Consider the following 17,683-nt stretch of genomic DNA (forward strand, 5'->3'; position numbering starts at 1 on the left):
AACTCACGGCTGAGACGTATCTCATACGCTGGGATGCCAATCTTCCGGGGCAGGAACGTGCTGTTTGTGGTACGGGAACCGAATCCTATCTATCACTCATCCCTTCTCGGAAAACCAGTCGAGTGCTCTCTCGCGCTCGGTACTGTCGAAATATCGCATCTCGTCGGGCGCGACCGGCCAGATCGGCCGGACGACACGCCACCAGTCGAAGAGCAGCTTCGCCCACCTCGAATTGCCGACTGCTGCGTACCGGTCGATGTCGAAGTCGGGACCGTATCGCAGATCGGGAACGACCCCGTGGAGGTGTGTGAGAAACGTCCTGAAACTCCAGTTTGGAACTTCCTCGTACACGTGGATGTGTTCGTGCTGGTCGCTTTTTTCGACGAGAAGCGAGTACAGTCTCGATAGCCTGCTCTCGTCCCCCGCCCGACGCGAATCGCAACGAGGTTCTCGTTCGTCTCGTCTAACACCTCGAATATTCGATTGGATGCTGCGTGGGACATCGTTTGTGAGAGTGATTTATCGTCCCGACGAGGCTGGTTTCGTTGTCAGTAGGTTCGCCAAGCTCGATGTCGAAGCCGACGAAGTTGATGACGGCCACGAACGCCAACCGTCGCCTACTCCGCTCTGTACTTCGACGCTGGCCACCACTGTCGTCGTCGTGCTCGTGCGTATGGGTGACATCGTATCGAATGATGAAGGATGGTTAGCTGTCGGGCACCGTGTCTCTATCGTCAATCGCAGGACGGATCCGCGAGAGTCGCATCGCGTTTCCGGTCACCGCGGTCGTCATGCCGGCATCCCCGGCGAGGACAGCGAGCCAGATCGGAACGTACCCGAAGGGGACCGCGAGCGCCAGTCCGGCCTTCACTCCGAGGCTCGCCCAGATGTTCTGTCGGATGACGCCGTTCGCGTCGTTCGCGAGTTCGTAGAGGTACGGGAGCTTCGCGAGGTCGTCGCCCATCAGAGCGATGTCGGCCGTCTCTAACGCGGTGTCCGTCCCGGCCGCACCCATTGCGACCCCCACCGTCGCCGTCGCGAGCGCCGGGGCGTCGTTGATGCCGTCACCGACCATTGCGACGCCGTCGAACTCGTCGACGAGTTCCTCAATCGCGGTTACCTTGTCCTCCGGAAGGAGTTCTGCGTGGTACTCGTCGACGCCGACCTGATCGGCGATCGCGCGGGCGGTCCGCTCGTTGTCACCCGTCAGCATCACCGTTCGGGCAACACCGAGCTGCTTCAATCGCGCCACCGTTCGCTTCGCTTCCGGCCGAATCTCGTCGGCAACCGCGATGACGCCTTCGAGTTCGTCTTCGGTCCCAACGAGAACGACGGTCTTGCCTTCTGCTTGGAGTTCGGGAACGGTCTCTTCGAGGAGATCGAGACAATTGTTCCGGTCACACAGCTGCCGGGCTGTCTGCGTCACGACACCCCCCTCGGTCGTCGCGTGAACGTGTGACAGGTCGAACTCTAACTCTTCAAACAGCCCCGGTTTACCGGCGAAGTGGGGAGTCCCGTCAAGATTGGCGCGAACACCCTTTCCGGTGATGCTCTCGAAGTCATCGACCTCGCGCTCGTCGACCCCTGCGCTACCGGCTTCCGCGACGATCGCCTCACCGATGGGGTGTTCACTCCGTTGTTCGAGTCCCCGTGCACACCGGAGCACGTCCTCCTCCGAGTTCCCGTTTAGGGGAACGACGTCCGTGACGGTGAGTTCGCCTTTCGTGAGCGTTCCCGTCTTGTCGAACGCGACGACGTCAACGGCGCCCATCGCTTCGAGGTGATTGCCGCCCTTGATCAGAACCCCGTTCTTCGCGGCGCTGGTGATTCCCGACACCACTGAGACAGGTGTCGAGATGACGAACGCACAGGGACAGGCCAACACCAGCAGCGTCAGCCCGTAGACGACGGCCGTAGACCAGGTCGTACCGAGGACGTACGGGCTTGCCACTGTCGTCAGGACTGCGAAGGCGACGACGACTGGCGTGTAGTACGCAGAGAAGCGCTCGACGAACTGTTCGCGTTCGGTCTTGTTCGACTGCGCGTCTTCGACCATCTCCACGATGCGGGAGAGCGTATTCTCACCGGCCGCGGAGGTGACCTCCACCTCGAGATACCCTTCTTCGTTGATGGTGCCGGCGTACACTTCGTCGCCCGCCGTCTTGTCGACAGGAACGCTTTCACCCGTGATTGGTGCCTGATTGACTGCGCTTTCACCGTCGACGACGGCTCCGTCCATCGGGATTTTCTCCCCCGGCTTGACGACGACGATGTCTCCTACGGCGACCTCGTCGACGGGGATCGTCTCCGTGCCACCATCACGTTTGACGGTCGCTTCGTCCGGCGAAAGATCCATTAGCTCGCGGAGGGAGTTCCGGGCGCGATCCATCGAGTACCGCTCCAGCAGTTCCGCGATGCTGAATAGGAACGCGAGGGTGGCGGCCTCGAAGTAGAGTGCCTCACCGAAGACGAGACTCGCAACGAGTGCGCCGAGAATAGCCACCGACATCAGGAAATCGATATCGAGGTTCAGATTCCGCGCCGAGTAGTAGCCGTTGCGAAGGATCTCTTGGCCACCGGTGGCCACTGCAATCAGGAACAATACGTCGGCAACCAGTAGCTCCGTACCGAGGAGACCTACGATCTGTATATTCTGGCCGGTCAGGAAGAACTCGAAGAGTAAGCCGAGGGCGACGAATCCCCCGCTCACCCACGTCTTGAGTGCGCGCGAACTGGTCCAGATACTCTCACGTTCTCCGCCCGCTTTGTGATCTCCTGATTTGTCGGTTCTCGTCTCTGTGACCCCGTACCCTGCACTTTCGATCGCCTTAATGACATCAGCTTCCTTCACTCGCGATGACTCAAACGTGACGACGACGGTTCCGGTCGTCGGCCGGGTTTCATACGTCGTGACTCCCGTTTTCTTCAGTGCGTTTTCGATCTTCCCGGCACACGAGGCACAATCCATCTCCGGAACGGTGAGTTTGATCGATGTCTCGCTCTCGTCTTCGACTGTATACCCTGCCTTTTCGACCCGCTCGGCTATTGCAGTAGCGCTCGTTCGCTCGTGGTCGTAGGAGACGGTCAGGGTTCCCGTCGTTGCCTGTGGATTTAGGTCGTTGATTCCGTCTAGCCGCTTGACGCTATTCTCAACTTTCCCCGCACACGAGGGACAGTCCATCTCAGGCACTGCGAACCGTGTAACGGTCCCCTGTTCCCGTGATAGCGAGGACTCATCGATGTCATTCGTGTGTTGTTTGGTGTCATGACTGTGCTGCGATCCCGGTTCATGATTATGTGTTTGACTCGGTGGTCCACCTTGGTCTGTCTGTGAATCATCGTCGGATGGGGTCATTATGCCCCACTAACTGCTACAGTCTTATTAAATCAACTGCGAAAAAAGGGGTATATTTTAATAAGAATTATTAATGAAAGAGAATAGATTTAACATTATTTTAATCCGATTATTTTAATTGTAACACCGAAAACGTATGTTAGTACATACACATATACTTAATCCAGTTTTCTCATGTAGAGTTTCAAATAGAGGGTTTGTCATGATACTCGCGTCAATTTTCCCGCCGTCGATTGTGAGCGATCCCCCGCTTGTAGCCCTCCACCTCGCGAGGGGCGAGACAAACAGAACAGCCGACTACCTCATCATCGCAGCGTCAGGTCATCGCCTCTTGGAACCGCTCACGCAGCGCGTCCTCGCGTTCTTCGAACTGCTCGACTTTCTCCTGCAGGTCGTCGCTGACCCGTTCGATGCTCGCCAGCGCTCGTTCGCCGGCCAGTGAGGCCTGTGACCCGTCGTCACCGTCCGACTCTAGCTGCTGCTCGTAGGCCTGCTCGACGCGCTCGATCGTGCCTTCCGGGTTGAACAGGATGTCGTTGGCGATCCGAACGTACTGATCGAGGGACGCTCCCTCTTTCCCCTGGAAGAAGTGGGTGAGCGCGTACGTCGCGCCGGAATGCAGCGTCCACATGTCGATCTCGAAGGGGGACGCCGCATTGGCTTCTGCATCGCCGGCGGCACGCTCGGCTAGGTAGTCCGGGAAGCCCAGCAGGCTGTGAACCGTCTCAGGATCAAGTCCTGAGACTTCCCGTGGATTAGTCGGACACTCCCGTGATACCATCGGTCTGATATCCTCGAACGGTATCGTGGGTCACGGTCGGGGCGTCCACGGCCCCCGATGCCTGCCGTCGCACCGTCCGCACAGTGGGAAGGCTGTTGAGAGCAGGCACAGTCCACTCCTGATGGTTTTTGATACCCTTCGCGGCAATGTTGACGCTTGCCCCACGGTCCGCGTGGTCTTGATGTCCACAGTCTCGACATTTGAACCGCTTTTTATTCCGATTCGTACGCTCCGTGTGTCCACACATCGGACACTCTTGGCTGGTGTATTCGGGGTTAATCCAGGCCGTTGGTATGCCCTCGAAACCGGCTTTATATGATGTGTAATGTTGGAGCGCACGGAACGGTAAATGGTGTAAGCGCCGGTTCATCCGCGTGCCGTAGTCGAGACTGTCGCGTATCTCTTTGAGGTCTTCAAAGACGATACACGGGTCCTCGAACTGCCGGCTCCATTTCACGATGTGTCGAGATACTTTGTGGAGCCTATCGCGGACAAACCGCTCTTCCTGATCTTCCAGCGTGTCGTGAACGCTCCGCTTTCCCGCATTCTGGACACGCTTCCGGATCGTGAAATAGCGGTGACGTTCAAACTTAATTTCCGGAAACTCGATGACGATCGTATCCTTGATGCCATCCTCAGAGAACGCCGTGAGGGCTACGTTGTCTTCGTTCACGTCCACGCCGACGACCGTCTGCGAGTCCTGCTTGTCCCGAACGGTCTGATCGGTATTGGTGACGTTGACGTGTAGCTCGGGGCTGTCGTTATGGAATAGGACTTCGGCCGTTCCAATCTCCCACTCATCACTTTCGAGTCCGACTTTGAGGATATCGAGATGGGCGTCACTCCCCTTGAGGAGGCCCTCGACATGCTGGTACGGCTTCGCGCTGATGCGGAACGCAACGTCGCCATCGTCGGTGAGAAACAAGTTGTACCCTTCCTCGTAGTTGGCTCGGAGTGGGTAGATGCCATCTTTCGTGTGGCTCGGTTGGTCAAAGTTGTCGTACTCGTAGTAGTTCTCCATCGCGCCGAGTGCTTTAGCGACGACACGCTGCGTCGTGTTCTTCACGAGGTCGACATCGGCAGCCACACGGTCGGGGATCATGTCCCAGTCCACGCCGTTTTTGGCAAGACGGATCGTTTCGTTGTACACCCTCCGGGATTCGATACAGGCACCGTACAGCAGGTTTTCGTTGCCACTTTGTATCTCAAGTTGGAAGTCTAATGTCTTGATAAGCGCCTGTTTCGACGCCATTACTTCCGTTTTCGATTCGGAGTGTTGTCTTCTTCAAACTCAGCCATCCGGAGTGAAAGTGGTATGATGCCCTCTACAACCTCCCTCAAATCAAGCCCTGAGATCCTGAGTCTGTACACGTCGACGGGGTGGATGATCGCGTACGAGTCAGTCGGGATGTGAAATAGCGACTCTGCCTCGGTGCCACCATTCGCTTCTGCTTGTAACCGCGACGGCTCGACGAGTGCGTTGAACCGTTCCGTTTCGACCCACTCATCGCTGTACGGGTTACGATATGCGACTGCTGTCTCGATCGCCTGTGGAAGCTCTCGATTCGCCTGACTGAAGCTGACTGGATCGGGGGTAGCGTGTTGCTCCGCGTACCACTCAGGTAGTTCAGTGTCGGTTCGCCCATCGAGGCCCGCGAAGACTGTCGTTGTCTCTGGGTCTTTCATATCTACTCCGAAGGCGCGATGCGTTCTGGTCTGCGCCTCCACCCATCACTGGCGCAAAAAACGACCCTACGGTCGTTGACACTCGTGGGCTTGGATCCGCTCTGGAAGCCCGACCTTCCCGCAGAACGGACACTCAACGAGTGGTGTCGGCGGGAGCTTCCGATACTCCACGAGTGCTCCTCGAAGATGGGCTTTCGTTTCCGGCGACTCGGCGCTTGCGAGGGCACTGGTGAGGTGCCAGTGAAGTCGTTCTCTCTTCGTGAGACCGTCTGCGTTTGGTGTCGGGATGGACTCGTCTGTCTCTCGCATTTAGACCACTGGGGCCTTACCCCTCACCCCCTCGTGGGGGGAGACCAACACACTCTCCCCCGGCTATCTCTTGCGGCTGTGTGCTGTCGACAATCGTATCCAGTCGCTGTGGGGCGACGGCCTCCCAGATGAGATGATGCTTCGAACAGACGGTCACGAGATTCGAGACGCGATTTGCTTGCTCGTGGTCAAACCGCCCGTCGGGATCGACGAAGAACTTCCGCGGAACCAGATGGTGGACTGAGATATCCTTTCCAACCTGCTCTTGATGATCCACTTGGGTCATCCCACACCATGGTGTTTGACACTCGTAGTCATCGCGTTTCAACGCTTTTTGTCGCTGTTCTGGCCAGTTCGGGCCGTAGGGGATCGCCGACCGCTCCTGATAGGACTGTGGTTGTGAGAAGCCAGCTTCAGTGAGTGTCTCTTCCCATCCACCAAACCGTTCGAGATATGTACACTTGTGAAACTTCCCGATTCGGTTCATCTCGCCGCTCGATGGCGGACGACCGAACTGATCTGTAAGGCGGTTAATTTCGTCCAACAAGTCCTGATCGGTGAGTCGGTACTTTCGATTCGGAGCGAAGCCAGCCTCACGAAGCGCCTCGTTCCAACTCCCGAACTTGTTCTGACAGACGCGTTGGGAATACTCCCCGTGCTCGCTCATCTCCTTTGCTGTCGGTGGTTTTCCTAATTTGTCTGCGACACGCTGAATGTCGTTGAGAATCACGTCTACATCCGTTACGATCTGGTCGCGGCGATGGACGGCCGTTACGTGCCCGCCCAGTTCGTTGGAGGTCGCAAACGACTCGCCACAGTAGTCACAGATATGCTCTGTCACGGCTTCGTCACCTCCCTCCGCGGTTCCCCCGTAATGCGTTATAAACTCTTGACCTCGTACGCAACTCCTGTTCCAAGTAGAACCCTCCAAGGAGCGATTCATCTCGCCACGAATTTTCTGTATCGGTCATAGCTCGGTGACGCGGAGTGAGTTCACCCCGCAGCCTCTCGGGGGCAAATAAACAGAGCGAGGCTGCGTTCGGCAACGTATTTGACAGACCCACCGCACTGTTGGGATATATCGGGATGGCTGTACTGGACGACCTCTCGGGATTCGAGTTCGAGGACGTGATGGAGGACGTCTTCCGCAACCTCGGCTACGAAAACGTCCGCCAGGCCGAGCGGACGGCCGACGAGGGTCGCGACGTCATCATGGAGGAGGTCGTCGACGGCACGCGGCGTGCGATCATCGTCGAGTGCAAGCACACCGGGACGGTCGGCCGGCCGGTCGTCCAGAAGCTGCACTCGGCCATCGCGACGTTCGACTTCGACGGCCCGAAACGCGGAATGGTCGTCACGACCGGCCGGTTCACGAACCCCGCTCAGGAGTACGCCGACCGCCTCCAGCAGAACGACGACCCGAACCCAATCGAGTTGCTCGACGGCGAGGACCTTCGGGAGATCGCCGACGAAATCGGTCTCGATCTCTACAACGGGCGCATCGAGATCCTCTGTGACGAGACGCTCCGACCGTACGATCCGGCGGCGGATGTCGACGCACCTGTCCAGGAGGCGTTCCGCGACATCGAGAACATCGAGGCTGCGGATCTCCCGAGGCCACACTCGCAGGTGTCATTCCGCCCGGTGGTTGCGATTACCGCCGACACGAACGCTGTCTTCGAGACATCCGTCGGTGTCATCCACCGGATCAACGACCGCACACAGTTCGTTGTCCACGCTGAGCGCGGCCATCCGAAGGTGGCCGACGACGAAGTCGCGACGCTGGTCACCGAGAACTTCCACGCGACGGTCCCCCTCGATACCGGGCAGTTTACCGAGGTATTCGACGACGTCGACGAACGACGGTTCGGCCAGACCCAAACGGAGTACAAGGAGTGGGCTGTTGACCGCCTCCAGGATTACCACACGACGACGGTGACCTACACCGGCGACAATAACGTCACGTACAACAAGACGTGTGAGCCCAATCTCTCGGACATCTCAGTGCAATCGATTGAGCCGGTGTATCTACCTGAGGTTCGGCAGACGACAGAGATACTGGAGTACTCGTATCCGTACGAATACTATGCTGCTGGCCCCTCACGGGTCACTCTGGAGGACGGGATTCATCGCTGCGTCCACTGCGAAACGAGCGGCGTCGACGAGACGTACACCTACTGTCCGAACTGCGGGGCGATCGCCTGCGACACCCACATCAAGACCGAACGGCTCGAAGGGGAGCCGGTCTGTACCGGCTGTGCGGTGACCGAACGGTTCGCGCTGAAGAGGAAGTACTTCTACGACGAGGAGAACCTTGGCGCGTTCCGCAAGGAGTACGCCGAGATGCCCCTCCACGAGAAGGCGATGGAGAACAAGCTGCTTGCTGGCGGGAGCGTGGTTGCGACGCTGCTGCTCGTCGTCGGACTACTCGTGATCGGCGGCATCATCTAACCCGTCGCAATTTTCCGCCAGACTGCGGGGTTGGTGTTACGAGACACCGTACTGCTCTTTGAGTGCCATATATTCGTCCTTCTTTGGGAGGATGACTGGCAGATCATCTGTTCTGTCGAAGTCGCCCTGAAGTGGCCGATACAACGCTTTCACAGTGGGTTCCAGATCGTACCACCGTGCGGTCTCGACGAGTGTCTCCTGATCGATATCCTCCGACTCGATCAGCAGCATCGAATAGCTGACCCGCCGGGATCCGCTATCCAGAAGGAGTGTATGGCACACGACTTCAGCAGGCGTTAGCTCCTCATCTGGAGCATACCAGAACGGAGGCTCGCCGGCGAGGAAAAACTGTAGACTGCTTTGTTGAATCCGATGACGGCGTGGGGATCACTGTTTGAGAGCCTGTTCGAGGTTGTAGACTGCGGCGGTCACCACGAGTTCGCGGAACTCGCGGTACCACGCGCGAGGGTGGACAGCGGGGCCGAACCGACGCTTGATGGCCGAAAAGGCGGTTTCGGCCATCCAGCGCTGGCCGTATAACTCGCTGTCCAACCGTGCGTTGTGTGCGTGATCGTAGGCAGCGAACAGCCGGTGGCGCAGCAAGGGCCGGACGCCCTCTGACCGGAGGGCGTCCCGGAGAGATTGGTCGTCATAGCCTTTGTCGCCGGCGAGACTCTCGATTTTCTCGGTGTTACGAAGGGCGACTCGACGGCCAGTCTGGGTGTCGTGGGGCCAGTGTGCCGAGCAGTGGAGATCGAGGATGGCACACGAATCTGTATCGACGAGTGCCGTCGTTTTGAGCGTGCGTATGTGGCGATCCGAGCGGTGTTGGTAGTGTCTCGATGCCGTTTCGCGGTCGAAAAATGTGGCATCGATGGCTCCGTGCGAGCCCGGATCGCAGATGGTCGCTGACTCACGAAGGAAGCCGCGCCACACAGACATGGGCACCCTCTCAAACGACCGGTACAGCGTTGAGGGTGCGGGAAATGCCGTCCGAGCGAGCTGTAACAGCCCACGAACGCGATCCATCTCACTCGCCCAATCCACGATCTCGCGGTACGTCGCGTCCATGTGAACCCGCAAAAAGTGGAGCGTGACATGCTTCCAACCGGGAAATCCGTGGCCAGTCGGATCACTCACTGCCGTTGGACTGGCGGCACAGCGCTTTTGAGCCAGCGACGCGGCTTGCTTAACGAAGCGGAAGAGTAGTTTGGACACATTCGGCTCTTCCGCTTCGCTTCCACCTTCAGAGCGACGCTATCCCGCCGCCTTCTGCGGATTCAACAGAGCAGACGAGTGTAAAATCAAGGCCATATCCGACGTTCTGCGGTTAGACAGCAAATACTGTGATTAACCAACAAAGATAGCAAAACGCGAAATATGTTGGTTAAGACGCCTCACCAACCTCGGGCTGAGAAGGTGAACTGTACGCCTTCTCTACCTGCCCACCCAGCAACAAAACCCGTATCTTCTTCGAAGAGCTGCCAAGACCGTGCGAACAACCAGGATGGGCGGCAATCCCCGATCTATTCCTCCTCTCCCGGTGGTTGGACAATATCTCCGAGGGATTGGACCAATTGGATCCCGTTCTCGTAGTCAGTCGTCACCCGATACCCTTCTTCGTCCTGCTCGACGGCCCCTACGCTTGGATGCGCGAGCAGTTGGAGGGCGGATCGAACCTCTTCGGTGGTTGGGATATCGTTCGAGTCCTCCATGCCCACGACGATCCACCGGACGTCCTCCGCTGTCTCCACGGCTCCGTCGGCACGCTCGAGAGCTCGAATGACCGCAAGCAAGGTCTCTCCAGCATCGATGCGGTCTTGGATGTACTCATCGAGGAGGTCGAGTCTGTCGTCTTGGAAGGCCCCTGAGCGTGTCAAGAGCGCCAGTATCTCCTCGGGTGGGACGGCATACTCGTCCCGACGATCGAGGAGCTCGACGAGGTCGTCGACGGCGATGGTTGTCAATTCGGTCGTCTCGGCATTATCGATCACCTTTGGGGCGAAGCCTGGGGCGACCACGATGGCGTGATCGGCTCCACGCTGGCGTCGATGCTTGTCCACGTTTGTGACCTCTAGCGAGTTGACTCGCCCGTTCCCTCGGGCCTTCACTTCGACAACGACGTGTTCGGGGGATCGGATCTCCACGTCGGTGTCACCCCCTCCTTCGATCCAGCGGCGGCACAGCCCAGCCGGGAGAAGGCCTTCGCAACGAGTTTCTCGAACCCCTCGTGAGCGTTCCCATCTGTGCTGGCCGCCCGGAGTTGATCGGCGAGGTCGGGAGTGGGTCCGTCGTCTTCGTCGTCGACCGGGTGAACACGCTCGCCGGTATCGGTGAGGTCGGCAATGGCGGTTTCGACTGATTCCTCGCCAGAGAGTTGGTTGAGGCGCTTGTCTGCGACTCGTGTAAATCCCTGCGGGCGGTAGGTCTCGTCATAGCCAACGAGCTCGTTGAATTCCTCAATGTGACGTCGACTTCCTCAACATCGGTGAGGAAGGTCATGTACTCCCACGGGCTTTCCTCGTTCCAGCGACCGTGTTCAACGTTCTCTCTCCAGAGATACTCCGCAAGGTCGGGGTCGTGTCGGAGTTGGAGGACTTGGCCTCTCGCGACGAACGCGCCATCGTGGTAGACGAGCGCGATGTCGTTTCGCTCGACGTTCCGCCACGTCCCGTCTACTGAAGTACCCCAGACATGGACGAGATCGTTGTCAGATGTCGTCTGAAACAGTTCGAGATCCTCGTCATTGAGGTAGGACTCAATATCCTCAATTGGATGCCCATCTCGGATGAACTGCTTGTAGTCCTCAAACGCGTCGTCGCGACCAGCGGGGAGGATCACGATCCCGGTCATATCTCGTCGATAATTGCTCCCGACTCTCAAATAGTTGATCGCTACTGCCCTCAGAGCGACGCTATCCCGTCGCCTTCTGCGGATTCAACAGAGAAGTGGATATGAAGCCTCGAATTGTATTCTCCGTGGTGATCGCGCTGTCTCCCCACCGATTTATAATCTGAGAAGCAACATGTTTCTGTATGAGTCGGTCACGTGGGAGGCTTTTCTGTGATAAGCGGTTCAGCGAGTTTGGTAGAACCCGTTTGGAAGAGATGAAAGATGAGATCTCAGGCCTGTCTTCTGAAGAACTTCAAAGCAACAGTACGGATTCTCTCGCGTTGATCTTTGCGGCGAAACACACACCCTCACAGATTGAGTTACAGGACCCGGTCAAGGAAGACGGTGGTGAAGTTGAGAAGGATGTAAGCGACCGGCAAGATATCCCTTCTTTCGGAAGCGGTCCTACCTATGTAACGTATCACCGGCTCAAAGTCAAAATCCCGTTCAACGTCGACAAGGAAATATTCCGACATCGTCCCAGTAGCCACGATTTGAACCCGCCGCTGTATGATGAACTGAATCGCGGTGAGGTCGTCTACTACATCGATTATAGGACGGAGAATCGGGAGCCGGAGGAGATTAAAGAAGAGATCGAGGGCGACATACGGCAATGGACAGAGAAGGTGGAGAAGTACATCGGAAACTTGAACAACGATATTGAATCGATGCAAGAGAAGTTCCGGAAAGATGCGCGGAAAGCTATCGAAAGACGTCGAGATAATATCGAAACGAAACAGCAAGTGATGGACGATCTCGGCGTTGAAACAGGCACCCCTGGAGACCAGGGATATGTGGTCCCTGAAAAGAAACGAAATATCCAGATAACGGCCTCTGAAAGCGATAGCACGTCTGATATCCTGCCGGAACAAACCTTCGTAGAAATACTCGATATCATCGACGATCTCGGTCTCAACATTGAGCGATCTGTAGAGAGAGTCCGAGACCTAGACGAAGAATCCCTCCGTGACATCTTCCTAATCGGGATCAACTCACACTACGCTGGCCTGGCTACAGGAGAGACCTTCAACAGAACTGGAAAGACAGACATCTTACTCCGCTACGACAACAAGAACCTCTTCGTAGCCGAATGTAAGTTCTGGAAAGGCCAATCACAATATAAAGACGCCATCGACCAGCTTCTGGACAATCTTACCGTCCGTGATACCCAGGCCTCCCTCCTCATCTTCTCAAAGAATCATAGCTATTCACAGATGCAGGAACGCGTCAGGGAAGCCACTAAGGATCACAAAAAATACGAAGCCCAGCTCTCAGAATTCGCCGACCACGACGTCTACCGATTCCAAAACAATTCAGAAACTACGGTGAAAGTCGCGGTGAAGACTTTTGACCTACACAGCTAAACTTCTAAAAACGGAGGGACTGGAAGGCCTATATCTGCTTCCAGGGCTCAATTAAAACCCAAGTATCTGACCGAATTCATACTTACTGAACACAGAGGGTGTGTTGCTTGTTGGGGTGATCGTCCGATATATACGATCTCAGCTGGACCACTTGTCCTCGGTGTCCCAGAACCTTCCCGCTACCAGTTCTTCCAATATCCACTTGCCCAACCGATACCCACGATCGTCTATTCCCACAAAAACAGTTCCTAACGCAGTTAGAACTGCGCCTCGCCCGTTAATTGGACCTCTATTCCACCCCATACGTACTGCTACATCCTCGTGAGAGGATTCGAGATACAGTTCTGGATCATACGCGAGTATCTCAACAATTACAATTCTCAGTAAGGAAGCCAGAGAGATAATGACCGCAAATACCGTTAGCAGGACGCCTGCATACTGAACCGTTGTAATGACAGATAGCCCAATAGACGCAACCCCAGCGGTGAACGCAATAACGAGTTCACCGTTTCTGAGCTTTTTATCAACGCGATCGGTCGCATCTCCCATTTCTCGGAGCATCCAATATCGATCAACTTTTTCGTCGATCTGATTGTAACGGCGGAAGATCTGTAACATATCGTCACGGAATGCCTCCATTCGGCGGGTGTCCAACCAACGATGGATACCGGTCCGCATCCAGTCATCCACTGGAAGCAACTTCCCCAGCCATGTAGGGATCGAGGTGAATAGAACAACGACGATCGACAGTAGGATGAAAGAGAAGAGAATCAGAAGAGCGGGAACCGCGATTACTATCGCAAGGGCAGCAAAAATCGCATATCGACCCCATGTACGCAAATTTTCGCGCATGTTGACACATTTTGTCCTGTTGGTATAGGTTCTGTGCGCGACAAAATGACGAAATGAGTAGTTCCCGTGCGTCCTGAAACAGAACACAGGCCCCGGAATACCGGTTTAAAGTGTGATTATTTAGGCCTTGGATGGGTGTCTCGCTCTATGGCGTGGTTTGGTGATTTTCGGAGCGAGGTAAGAGAAAAAACGCGGGCATCGGATCTGGCTTTGATTTTCTCGGTCCCGGTTCTCCTTTCGCTGATCTTCCTGCTTCCTCAATCGATTCAGGCTTCATTGATCTTGGACTACGGTAATTACTCTATCTTCAATCTCTGGAGTTCGGCCTATGTACATCGAGGATTCAACCACTTCAGCAACAATTTGGGGGCTTACTGCGTTCTGATCGGCCCGATTTACCTGCTTTTCGTACTAGCTGATGAACGGAAGCTATTCCGATACACGTTCCTGACACTTCTCCTCATCCTACCATTCGTAATATCCCTGAGCAACATAGCCGCTCTCGGGTCTGGAACAGGAGCAGGCTTCTCCGGAATCGGTTCCGCACTCTTCGGACTCCTCCCCGTCTCGCTATCTCTATTCATCCACAATAATGTTTCAGAGGACATAGAACCAACACACGGAGTCGTACTGTTCCTCATAGCCGTCGCAATTATCACCCAGATCTACGCCGGCGTTACTGCGGCAGCTGGCATCCTGTTGTTCGCCGCTTTACTCACCATCCACGACATCTCCCAGATAGGTCTTGAAGAAGTAAGAGAAGCTGCTGCCGAGCTATCCTCGATGGAGGGTTATTTTGAACTGGTGATGATCACGGGCCTCCTATTCCTGCTCTCTCCCCTCATGCTCTTCCCCCAGAATATCGCCCAAGATGGTACTACGGTGAACATCCTGTCTCATTACCTAGGACTTCTCATCGGATTCTTCGGCCCCACCATTTACCTGGACTATCGAAGACGTCGCCAATAGCTCTGGAACAGCAGGATAGACGATTACTGAGATCGAATCAAAGGTCTTCACGATACTCTATGAACTTCTTTGCTTTCTCGTTTTGAAAGGCCCAGACCACGTCCTCACCGTTGTAGCTGTACTACTTGAGTAGCGCATTACAGCCGGCTGGTACAGCGTCGTTGCTGCTGCCGCAGGGGAGTATCGCAGCGGGTGTAACGACCGACAAAGAACGGCAAGCACGCTCGTCGGCGTCGTCGCTGCCCTCGCACCTCTTCCGGCCGCTGCTGCTGGGAGAATAACATTGCTGTCACGAGTGCCGTGTTGAATAGCGATCTAATCGGCTTATATTACGGAGTAGAAGGACGGAGCCGACGAAACCGATTCTGTCCATGAAAGTCGATCTCCTCGACTTCGTTGAGCAGTGTCGTCACCTAGTCAAACGTTGGGGAAGCTCGAGAGTGAGCCCGCCAGCGGGCAGTACGGACGATACAGACGCTGAAAGTGACGACATTGACTGATGTGGAACCGCTTGCTTTTCGCCATCACTAACATAGAACCACTGTGTGAGCCGCTGTAACCGTGACTCAGCATCTATTCAACGCAGCAGATTGCACGGAAGCGAAAAACGCCTGTTGCGGGTCTGTCGTGGGACCGAGTGGGAGGAATTAGCGCAATAATCACGACCAGAAGCGGGTTACTGTGCGTTGTCTCTCCCTACCCACCACGAATTTAAATAGCCCTTCCACAAACCAACAAAAGAACACCCACGCGCCGTAATGGATCCACTTTCACCGTGGATTGCCAATTACTAACACACCTAGTGAACTAGGATCAAATACGAGAACGCTGATGTCCACTTCGTCTATCCAGAGCAGACGAGACCTTTTCGACGTCTTCCAGCACACCATCGAGGGTACGTACGACGAGTTGGTGGAAGAACAAGAATTACAACCTGGGCAGACAATGCTCAAGACCTTCCTCATTGAGTCCAATGTCACTCCGGAGGAACTCCACGAGAGAGTGGACATAACAGAGGCTCGCGAGGTAGACTTCGACTTACAAGAACTCATCATCCAACGCAACGCTACCAAGTACACCTTCTTCCTCGATCACGAGGACTCTCGATTCTGGACGCTCTACACCCTCGAAGAATCTGAGGACGCAAAGAAAGTCGTCCAAGACATGGTGAGCGGCGTCCGCAACGGACTCGACTACACGTGGATGCCAATCGAGCAACAGCGTGAGGTAATGGACATGGGCGAGTTCCGCGACGTGGGCGTCAGTTACGACGCTGACGACGTGTTCTCCGAGGACTACATCGACGAGAGGCTGGACTTCGGCGATCTCTCGGTGCGCAGCAGCGGTCGTGGAACCGGAACTCTGTTCGACATTCTCGACAGTCATGACGAACTATCCAGCTTCCTCTCCCTCTCCAGCGTCGGCATCAAACGGAACGTGAACGGCTCGTTCATTTTAGAGCGAGTAACCCACAATGGACGGTTTACCACTAGTGGAGGCGACTCTATCCAACTCCATCTTGACACCGTAGCTGAGATTAAGGAGCGATACGCAACGCTTCTGCGGAAGATCGAGGAGAACCACCGGCTCTCCTACGAATCTCAGGAACACGGGACGGGGATGGACGGTACCCCACTCGTGATCGAACTGGACAACGAGATCGAAGACGTCCGGCAGTTCATCGAGAATATCATTACGGCGAAGAACCCGCTTCGACTCTGGGGTGCGAAGACCAAACTCGACGACCAGTACTGGAAAATAAAAGGCGTGGATCTCCACAATAACGACAAATACACCATTGAGATTTGCCCCAAGTGGCTACGACTTTACCTCGGCGACGAGGCATGTGGGAACACCGCTCTCCGCATCTACTCGAATCTTCAACGGCACTATGACTCGAACGCTACGATGGAGGTGGAAGAATGAGTGTGATGGAGAACCTCTCCGATCACACCCTCCAGATTAATGCGTGGATTGGGCTGTGCCAGCTCGACAGGACGTTCCCCGACGCTCTGCGGAACCTAGGCTACACCGTCGACATCATTGATCCGAGCTTCGTCCATGAGGGCGACTCGGTGAATCCAGATTTGATTCTCACCAGCCGCGCCCATAACCATTCTATCATCATCGACTGTAAGTCGTACTTCATTAAGGAGGAACAGAACCAGAAGTATGAGTCAATACATCACTCACCCGAAGTCCTGCTGACTCGCGGTATCGTCTCTGCCGCCGATGCCACAGAGGACTTCGACGCTGAATTCTCGTACTCATCCTTCGAAGACCTCGACGAAAACCCACACCTACCTGAGAACGATTTTGCGGTCGTTCACTTCGATGAGGACGCGAACCAGTACATCATTCGGACGCTAGACAACTACGAATTCAATCTCGTTGATCTCCAAGACGAATTTCCCATCTTCACGAACACACGCCGTCTGCCAACGGACTACTTCCCATTTGACGTGGGGACTGGTGATGATGACTACCGCCAGTTCACCATCAGCATCCTCCAATCCACTGTTCACGTCGCACTCAAACAAAACACGTTTGACGCCGACGATCTCCTTGAAGACGCACACCCGCTGTGGGTTGACCTTGATAACAACCTAAAAAACGAGCTACGAGCACACACGGAGACCATCCTCACGGAGTACCAGCGGCAGGGACTGGATGAACACATCGAGAAAGTTCAGGCAGGGAGAAAAGACGAATGGAGGGTGGTCTCGAAGTCATTACAGGCGCTCCAACGGAAGGTGGACGGATTCGTAGATGACGTTCAGGAGAAGTTGGAGCAAACGTCGCTTGACGACTTCGAGTGACTATCAAGCAGCGCTAACGCCTCGGTTTCCACGGCATTGAAGAACGACTCGACCGAAGGATCATCTTGTAGAGTCGCTGAGCTCATCCACCTCAGCATTCACCCTGCTCTTTGGTGTGCTAATCGTTCTATGACACCCTCTACGTACTCTTCTATGGTTGAGACTCCCCCGAGTTACACAGGCTATATGATGATCAAGATTTGTT

General features: G+C 55.6%; 13 protein-coding genes and 4 pseudogenes. 6 read left to right on the forward strand and 11 right to left on the reverse strand.

What is annotated here, in order from left to right; all coding sequences use genetic code 11:
- Positions 1-96: 96 nt before the first annotated feature.
- The 6 genes and pseudogenes from EXE48_RS19085 to EXE48_RS18470 form a co-directional block, all read right to left on the reverse strand.
- On the reverse strand, positions 97-351 hold the full coding sequence (locus EXE48_RS19085) for a SpoIIAA family protein (RefSeq protein ID WP_241991999.1): 255 nt from the start codon (positions 349-351) through the stop codon (positions 97-99).
- Between the two features lie 355 nt (positions 352-706).
- A complete protein-coding gene (locus EXE48_RS13205; RefSeq protein ID WP_137711752.1) occupies positions 707-3,355 on the reverse strand; it encodes a heavy metal translocating P-type ATPase in 2,649 nt (882 codons plus the stop codon).
- A 316-nt stretch (positions 3,356-3,671) separates the two neighbouring features.
- A pseudogene (locus EXE48_RS13210) lies at positions 3,672-4,073 on the reverse strand (hypothetical protein); the annotation flags it as partial.
- A gap of 37 nt (positions 4,074-4,110) precedes the next feature.
- The gene (locus EXE48_RS13215; RefSeq protein ID WP_137711753.1) at positions 4,111-5,388 is read right to left on the reverse strand and encodes an RNA-guided endonuclease TnpB family protein; all 1,278 of its coding nucleotides are present in this window, start codon (positions 5,386-5,388) and stop codon (positions 4,111-4,113) included.
- A 62-nt stretch (positions 5,389-5,450) separates the two neighbouring features.
- Positions 5,451-5,822: pseudogene (locus tag EXE48_RS13220) on the reverse strand (hypothetical protein); the annotation flags it as partial.
- A 325-nt stretch (positions 5,823-6,147) separates the two neighbouring features.
- On the reverse strand, positions 6,148-6,972 hold the full coding sequence (locus tag EXE48_RS18470; protein WP_158295132.1) for a homing endonuclease associated repeat-containing protein: 825 nt from the start codon (positions 6,970-6,972) through the stop codon (positions 6,148-6,150).
- 245 nt (positions 6,973-7,217) lie between these two features.
- Between EXE48_RS18470 and EXE48_RS13230 the strand changes: the two genes are divergently transcribed.
- A complete protein-coding gene (locus EXE48_RS13230; protein WP_137711782.1) occupies positions 7,218-8,582 on the forward strand; it encodes a restriction endonuclease in 1,365 nt (454 codons plus the stop codon).
- A gap of 36 nt (positions 8,583-8,618) precedes the next feature.
- Here the strand turns inward: EXE48_RS13230 and EXE48_RS19370 are convergent.
- From EXE48_RS19370 to EXE48_RS19090, 4 genes and pseudogenes are all read right to left on the reverse strand, one after another.
- Positions 8,619-8,954, reverse strand: a pseudogene (locus EXE48_RS19370) (MarR family transcriptional regulator); the annotation flags it as partial.
- Between the two features lie 15 nt (positions 8,955-8,969).
- Positions 8,970-9,800, reverse strand: a complete 831-nt coding sequence (locus EXE48_RS13240; RefSeq protein ID WP_121598533.1) for an IS5 family transposase — start codon at positions 9,798-9,800, stop codon at positions 8,970-8,972.
- 308 nt (positions 9,801-10,108) lie between these two features.
- Positions 10,109-10,729: a hypothetical protein gene (locus EXE48_RS13245; protein ID WP_241992002.1), complete on the reverse strand. Its 621-nt coding sequence runs from the start codon at positions 10,727-10,729 to the stop codon at positions 10,109-10,111.
- A 7-nt stretch (positions 10,730-10,736) separates the two neighbouring features.
- Positions 10,737-11,435 (reverse strand): hypothetical protein, encoded by a 699-nt coding sequence (locus EXE48_RS19090; RefSeq protein ID WP_241992003.1) that lies wholly within the window; start codon positions 11,433-11,435, stop codon positions 10,737-10,739.
- A 182-nt stretch (positions 11,436-11,617) separates the two neighbouring features.
- On the opposite strand from EXE48_RS19090, the gene EXE48_RS13260 reads away from it, so the two are divergent.
- The gene (locus tag EXE48_RS13260) at positions 11,618-12,838 is read left to right on the forward strand and encodes a hypothetical protein (RefSeq protein ID WP_137711754.1); all 1,221 of its coding nucleotides are present in this window, start codon (positions 11,618-11,620) and stop codon (positions 12,836-12,838) included.
- A 138-nt stretch (positions 12,839-12,976) separates the two neighbouring features.
- On the opposite strand, the gene EXE48_RS13265 is transcribed toward EXE48_RS13260, so the two are convergent.
- Positions 12,977-13,477 (reverse strand): hypothetical protein, encoded by a 501-nt coding sequence (locus EXE48_RS13265; RefSeq protein ID WP_158295133.1) that lies wholly within the window; start codon positions 13,475-13,477, stop codon positions 12,977-12,979.
- 360 nt (positions 13,478-13,837) lie between these two features.
- On the opposite strand from EXE48_RS13265, the gene EXE48_RS13270 reads away from it, so the two are divergent.
- From EXE48_RS13270 to EXE48_RS13285, 4 genes and pseudogenes are all read left to right on the forward strand, one after another.
- Positions 13,838-14,659, forward strand: a complete 822-nt coding sequence (locus EXE48_RS13270; RefSeq protein ID WP_137711756.1) for a hypothetical protein — start codon at positions 13,838-13,840, stop codon at positions 14,657-14,659.
- Between the two features lie 371 nt (positions 14,660-15,030).
- Positions 15,031-15,134: pseudogene (locus EXE48_RS13275) on the forward strand (IS5/IS1182 family transposase); the annotation flags it as partial.
- Between the two features lie 356 nt (positions 15,135-15,490).
- Complete coding sequence (locus tag EXE48_RS13280) at positions 15,491-16,585, forward strand: hypothetical protein (RefSeq protein ID WP_137711757.1); 1,095 nt, start codon at positions 15,491-15,493, stop codon at positions 16,583-16,585.
- Positions 16,582-17,478, forward strand: coding sequence for a hypothetical protein (locus tag EXE48_RS13285; protein WP_089308953.1), 897 nt, complete (start codon positions 16,582-16,584; stop codon positions 17,476-17,478). Before EXE48_RS13280 ends, EXE48_RS13285 begins: the two co-directional genes overlap by 4 nt.
- The last annotated feature ends 205 nt before the right edge of the window (positions 17,479-17,683 follow it).

It is taken from the genome of Halorubrum sp. ASP1 (assembly GCF_005435135.1).
Taxonomy (GTDB): domain Archaea; phylum Halobacteriota; class Halobacteria; order Halobacteriales; family Haloferacaceae; genus Halorubrum; species Halorubrum tropicale.

What these genes read in the sequence shown, in the direction of transcription:
- EXE48_RS13205 (WP_137711752.1), bottom strand. Translation starts at nt 3,355, where the DNA reads ATGACCCCATCCGACGATGATTCACAGACAGACCAAGGTGGACCACCG.
- EXE48_RS13215 (WP_137711753.1), bottom strand. Translation starts at nt 5,388, where the DNA reads ATGGCGTCGAAACAGGCGCTTATCAAGACATTAGACTTCCAACTTGAG.
- EXE48_RS13230 (WP_137711782.1), top strand. Translation starts at nt 7,218, where the DNA reads ATGGCTGTACTGGACGACCTCTCGGGATTCGAGTTCGAGGACGTGATG.
- EXE48_RS19090 (WP_241992003.1), bottom strand. Translation starts at nt 11,435, where the DNA reads ATGACCGGGATCGTGATCCTCCCCGCTGGTCGCGACGACGCGTTTGAG.
- EXE48_RS13260 (WP_137711754.1), top strand. Translation starts at nt 11,618, where the DNA reads ATGAGTCGGTCACGTGGGAGGCTTTTCTGTGATAAGCGGTTCAGCGAG.
- EXE48_RS13265 (WP_158295133.1), bottom strand. Translation starts at nt 13,477, where the DNA reads ATGGAGGCATTCCGTGACGATATGTTACAGATCTTCCGCCGTTACAAT.
- EXE48_RS13270 (WP_137711756.1), top strand. Translation starts at nt 13,838, where the DNA reads ATGGCGTGGTTTGGTGATTTTCGGAGCGAGGTAAGAGAAAAAACGCGG.
- EXE48_RS13280 (WP_137711757.1), top strand. Translation starts at nt 15,491, where the DNA reads ATGTCCACTTCGTCTATCCAGAGCAGACGAGACCTTTTCGACGTCTTC.
- EXE48_RS13285 (WP_089308953.1), top strand. Translation starts at nt 16,582, where the DNA reads ATGAGTGTGATGGAGAACCTCTCCGATCACACCCTCCAGATTAATGCG.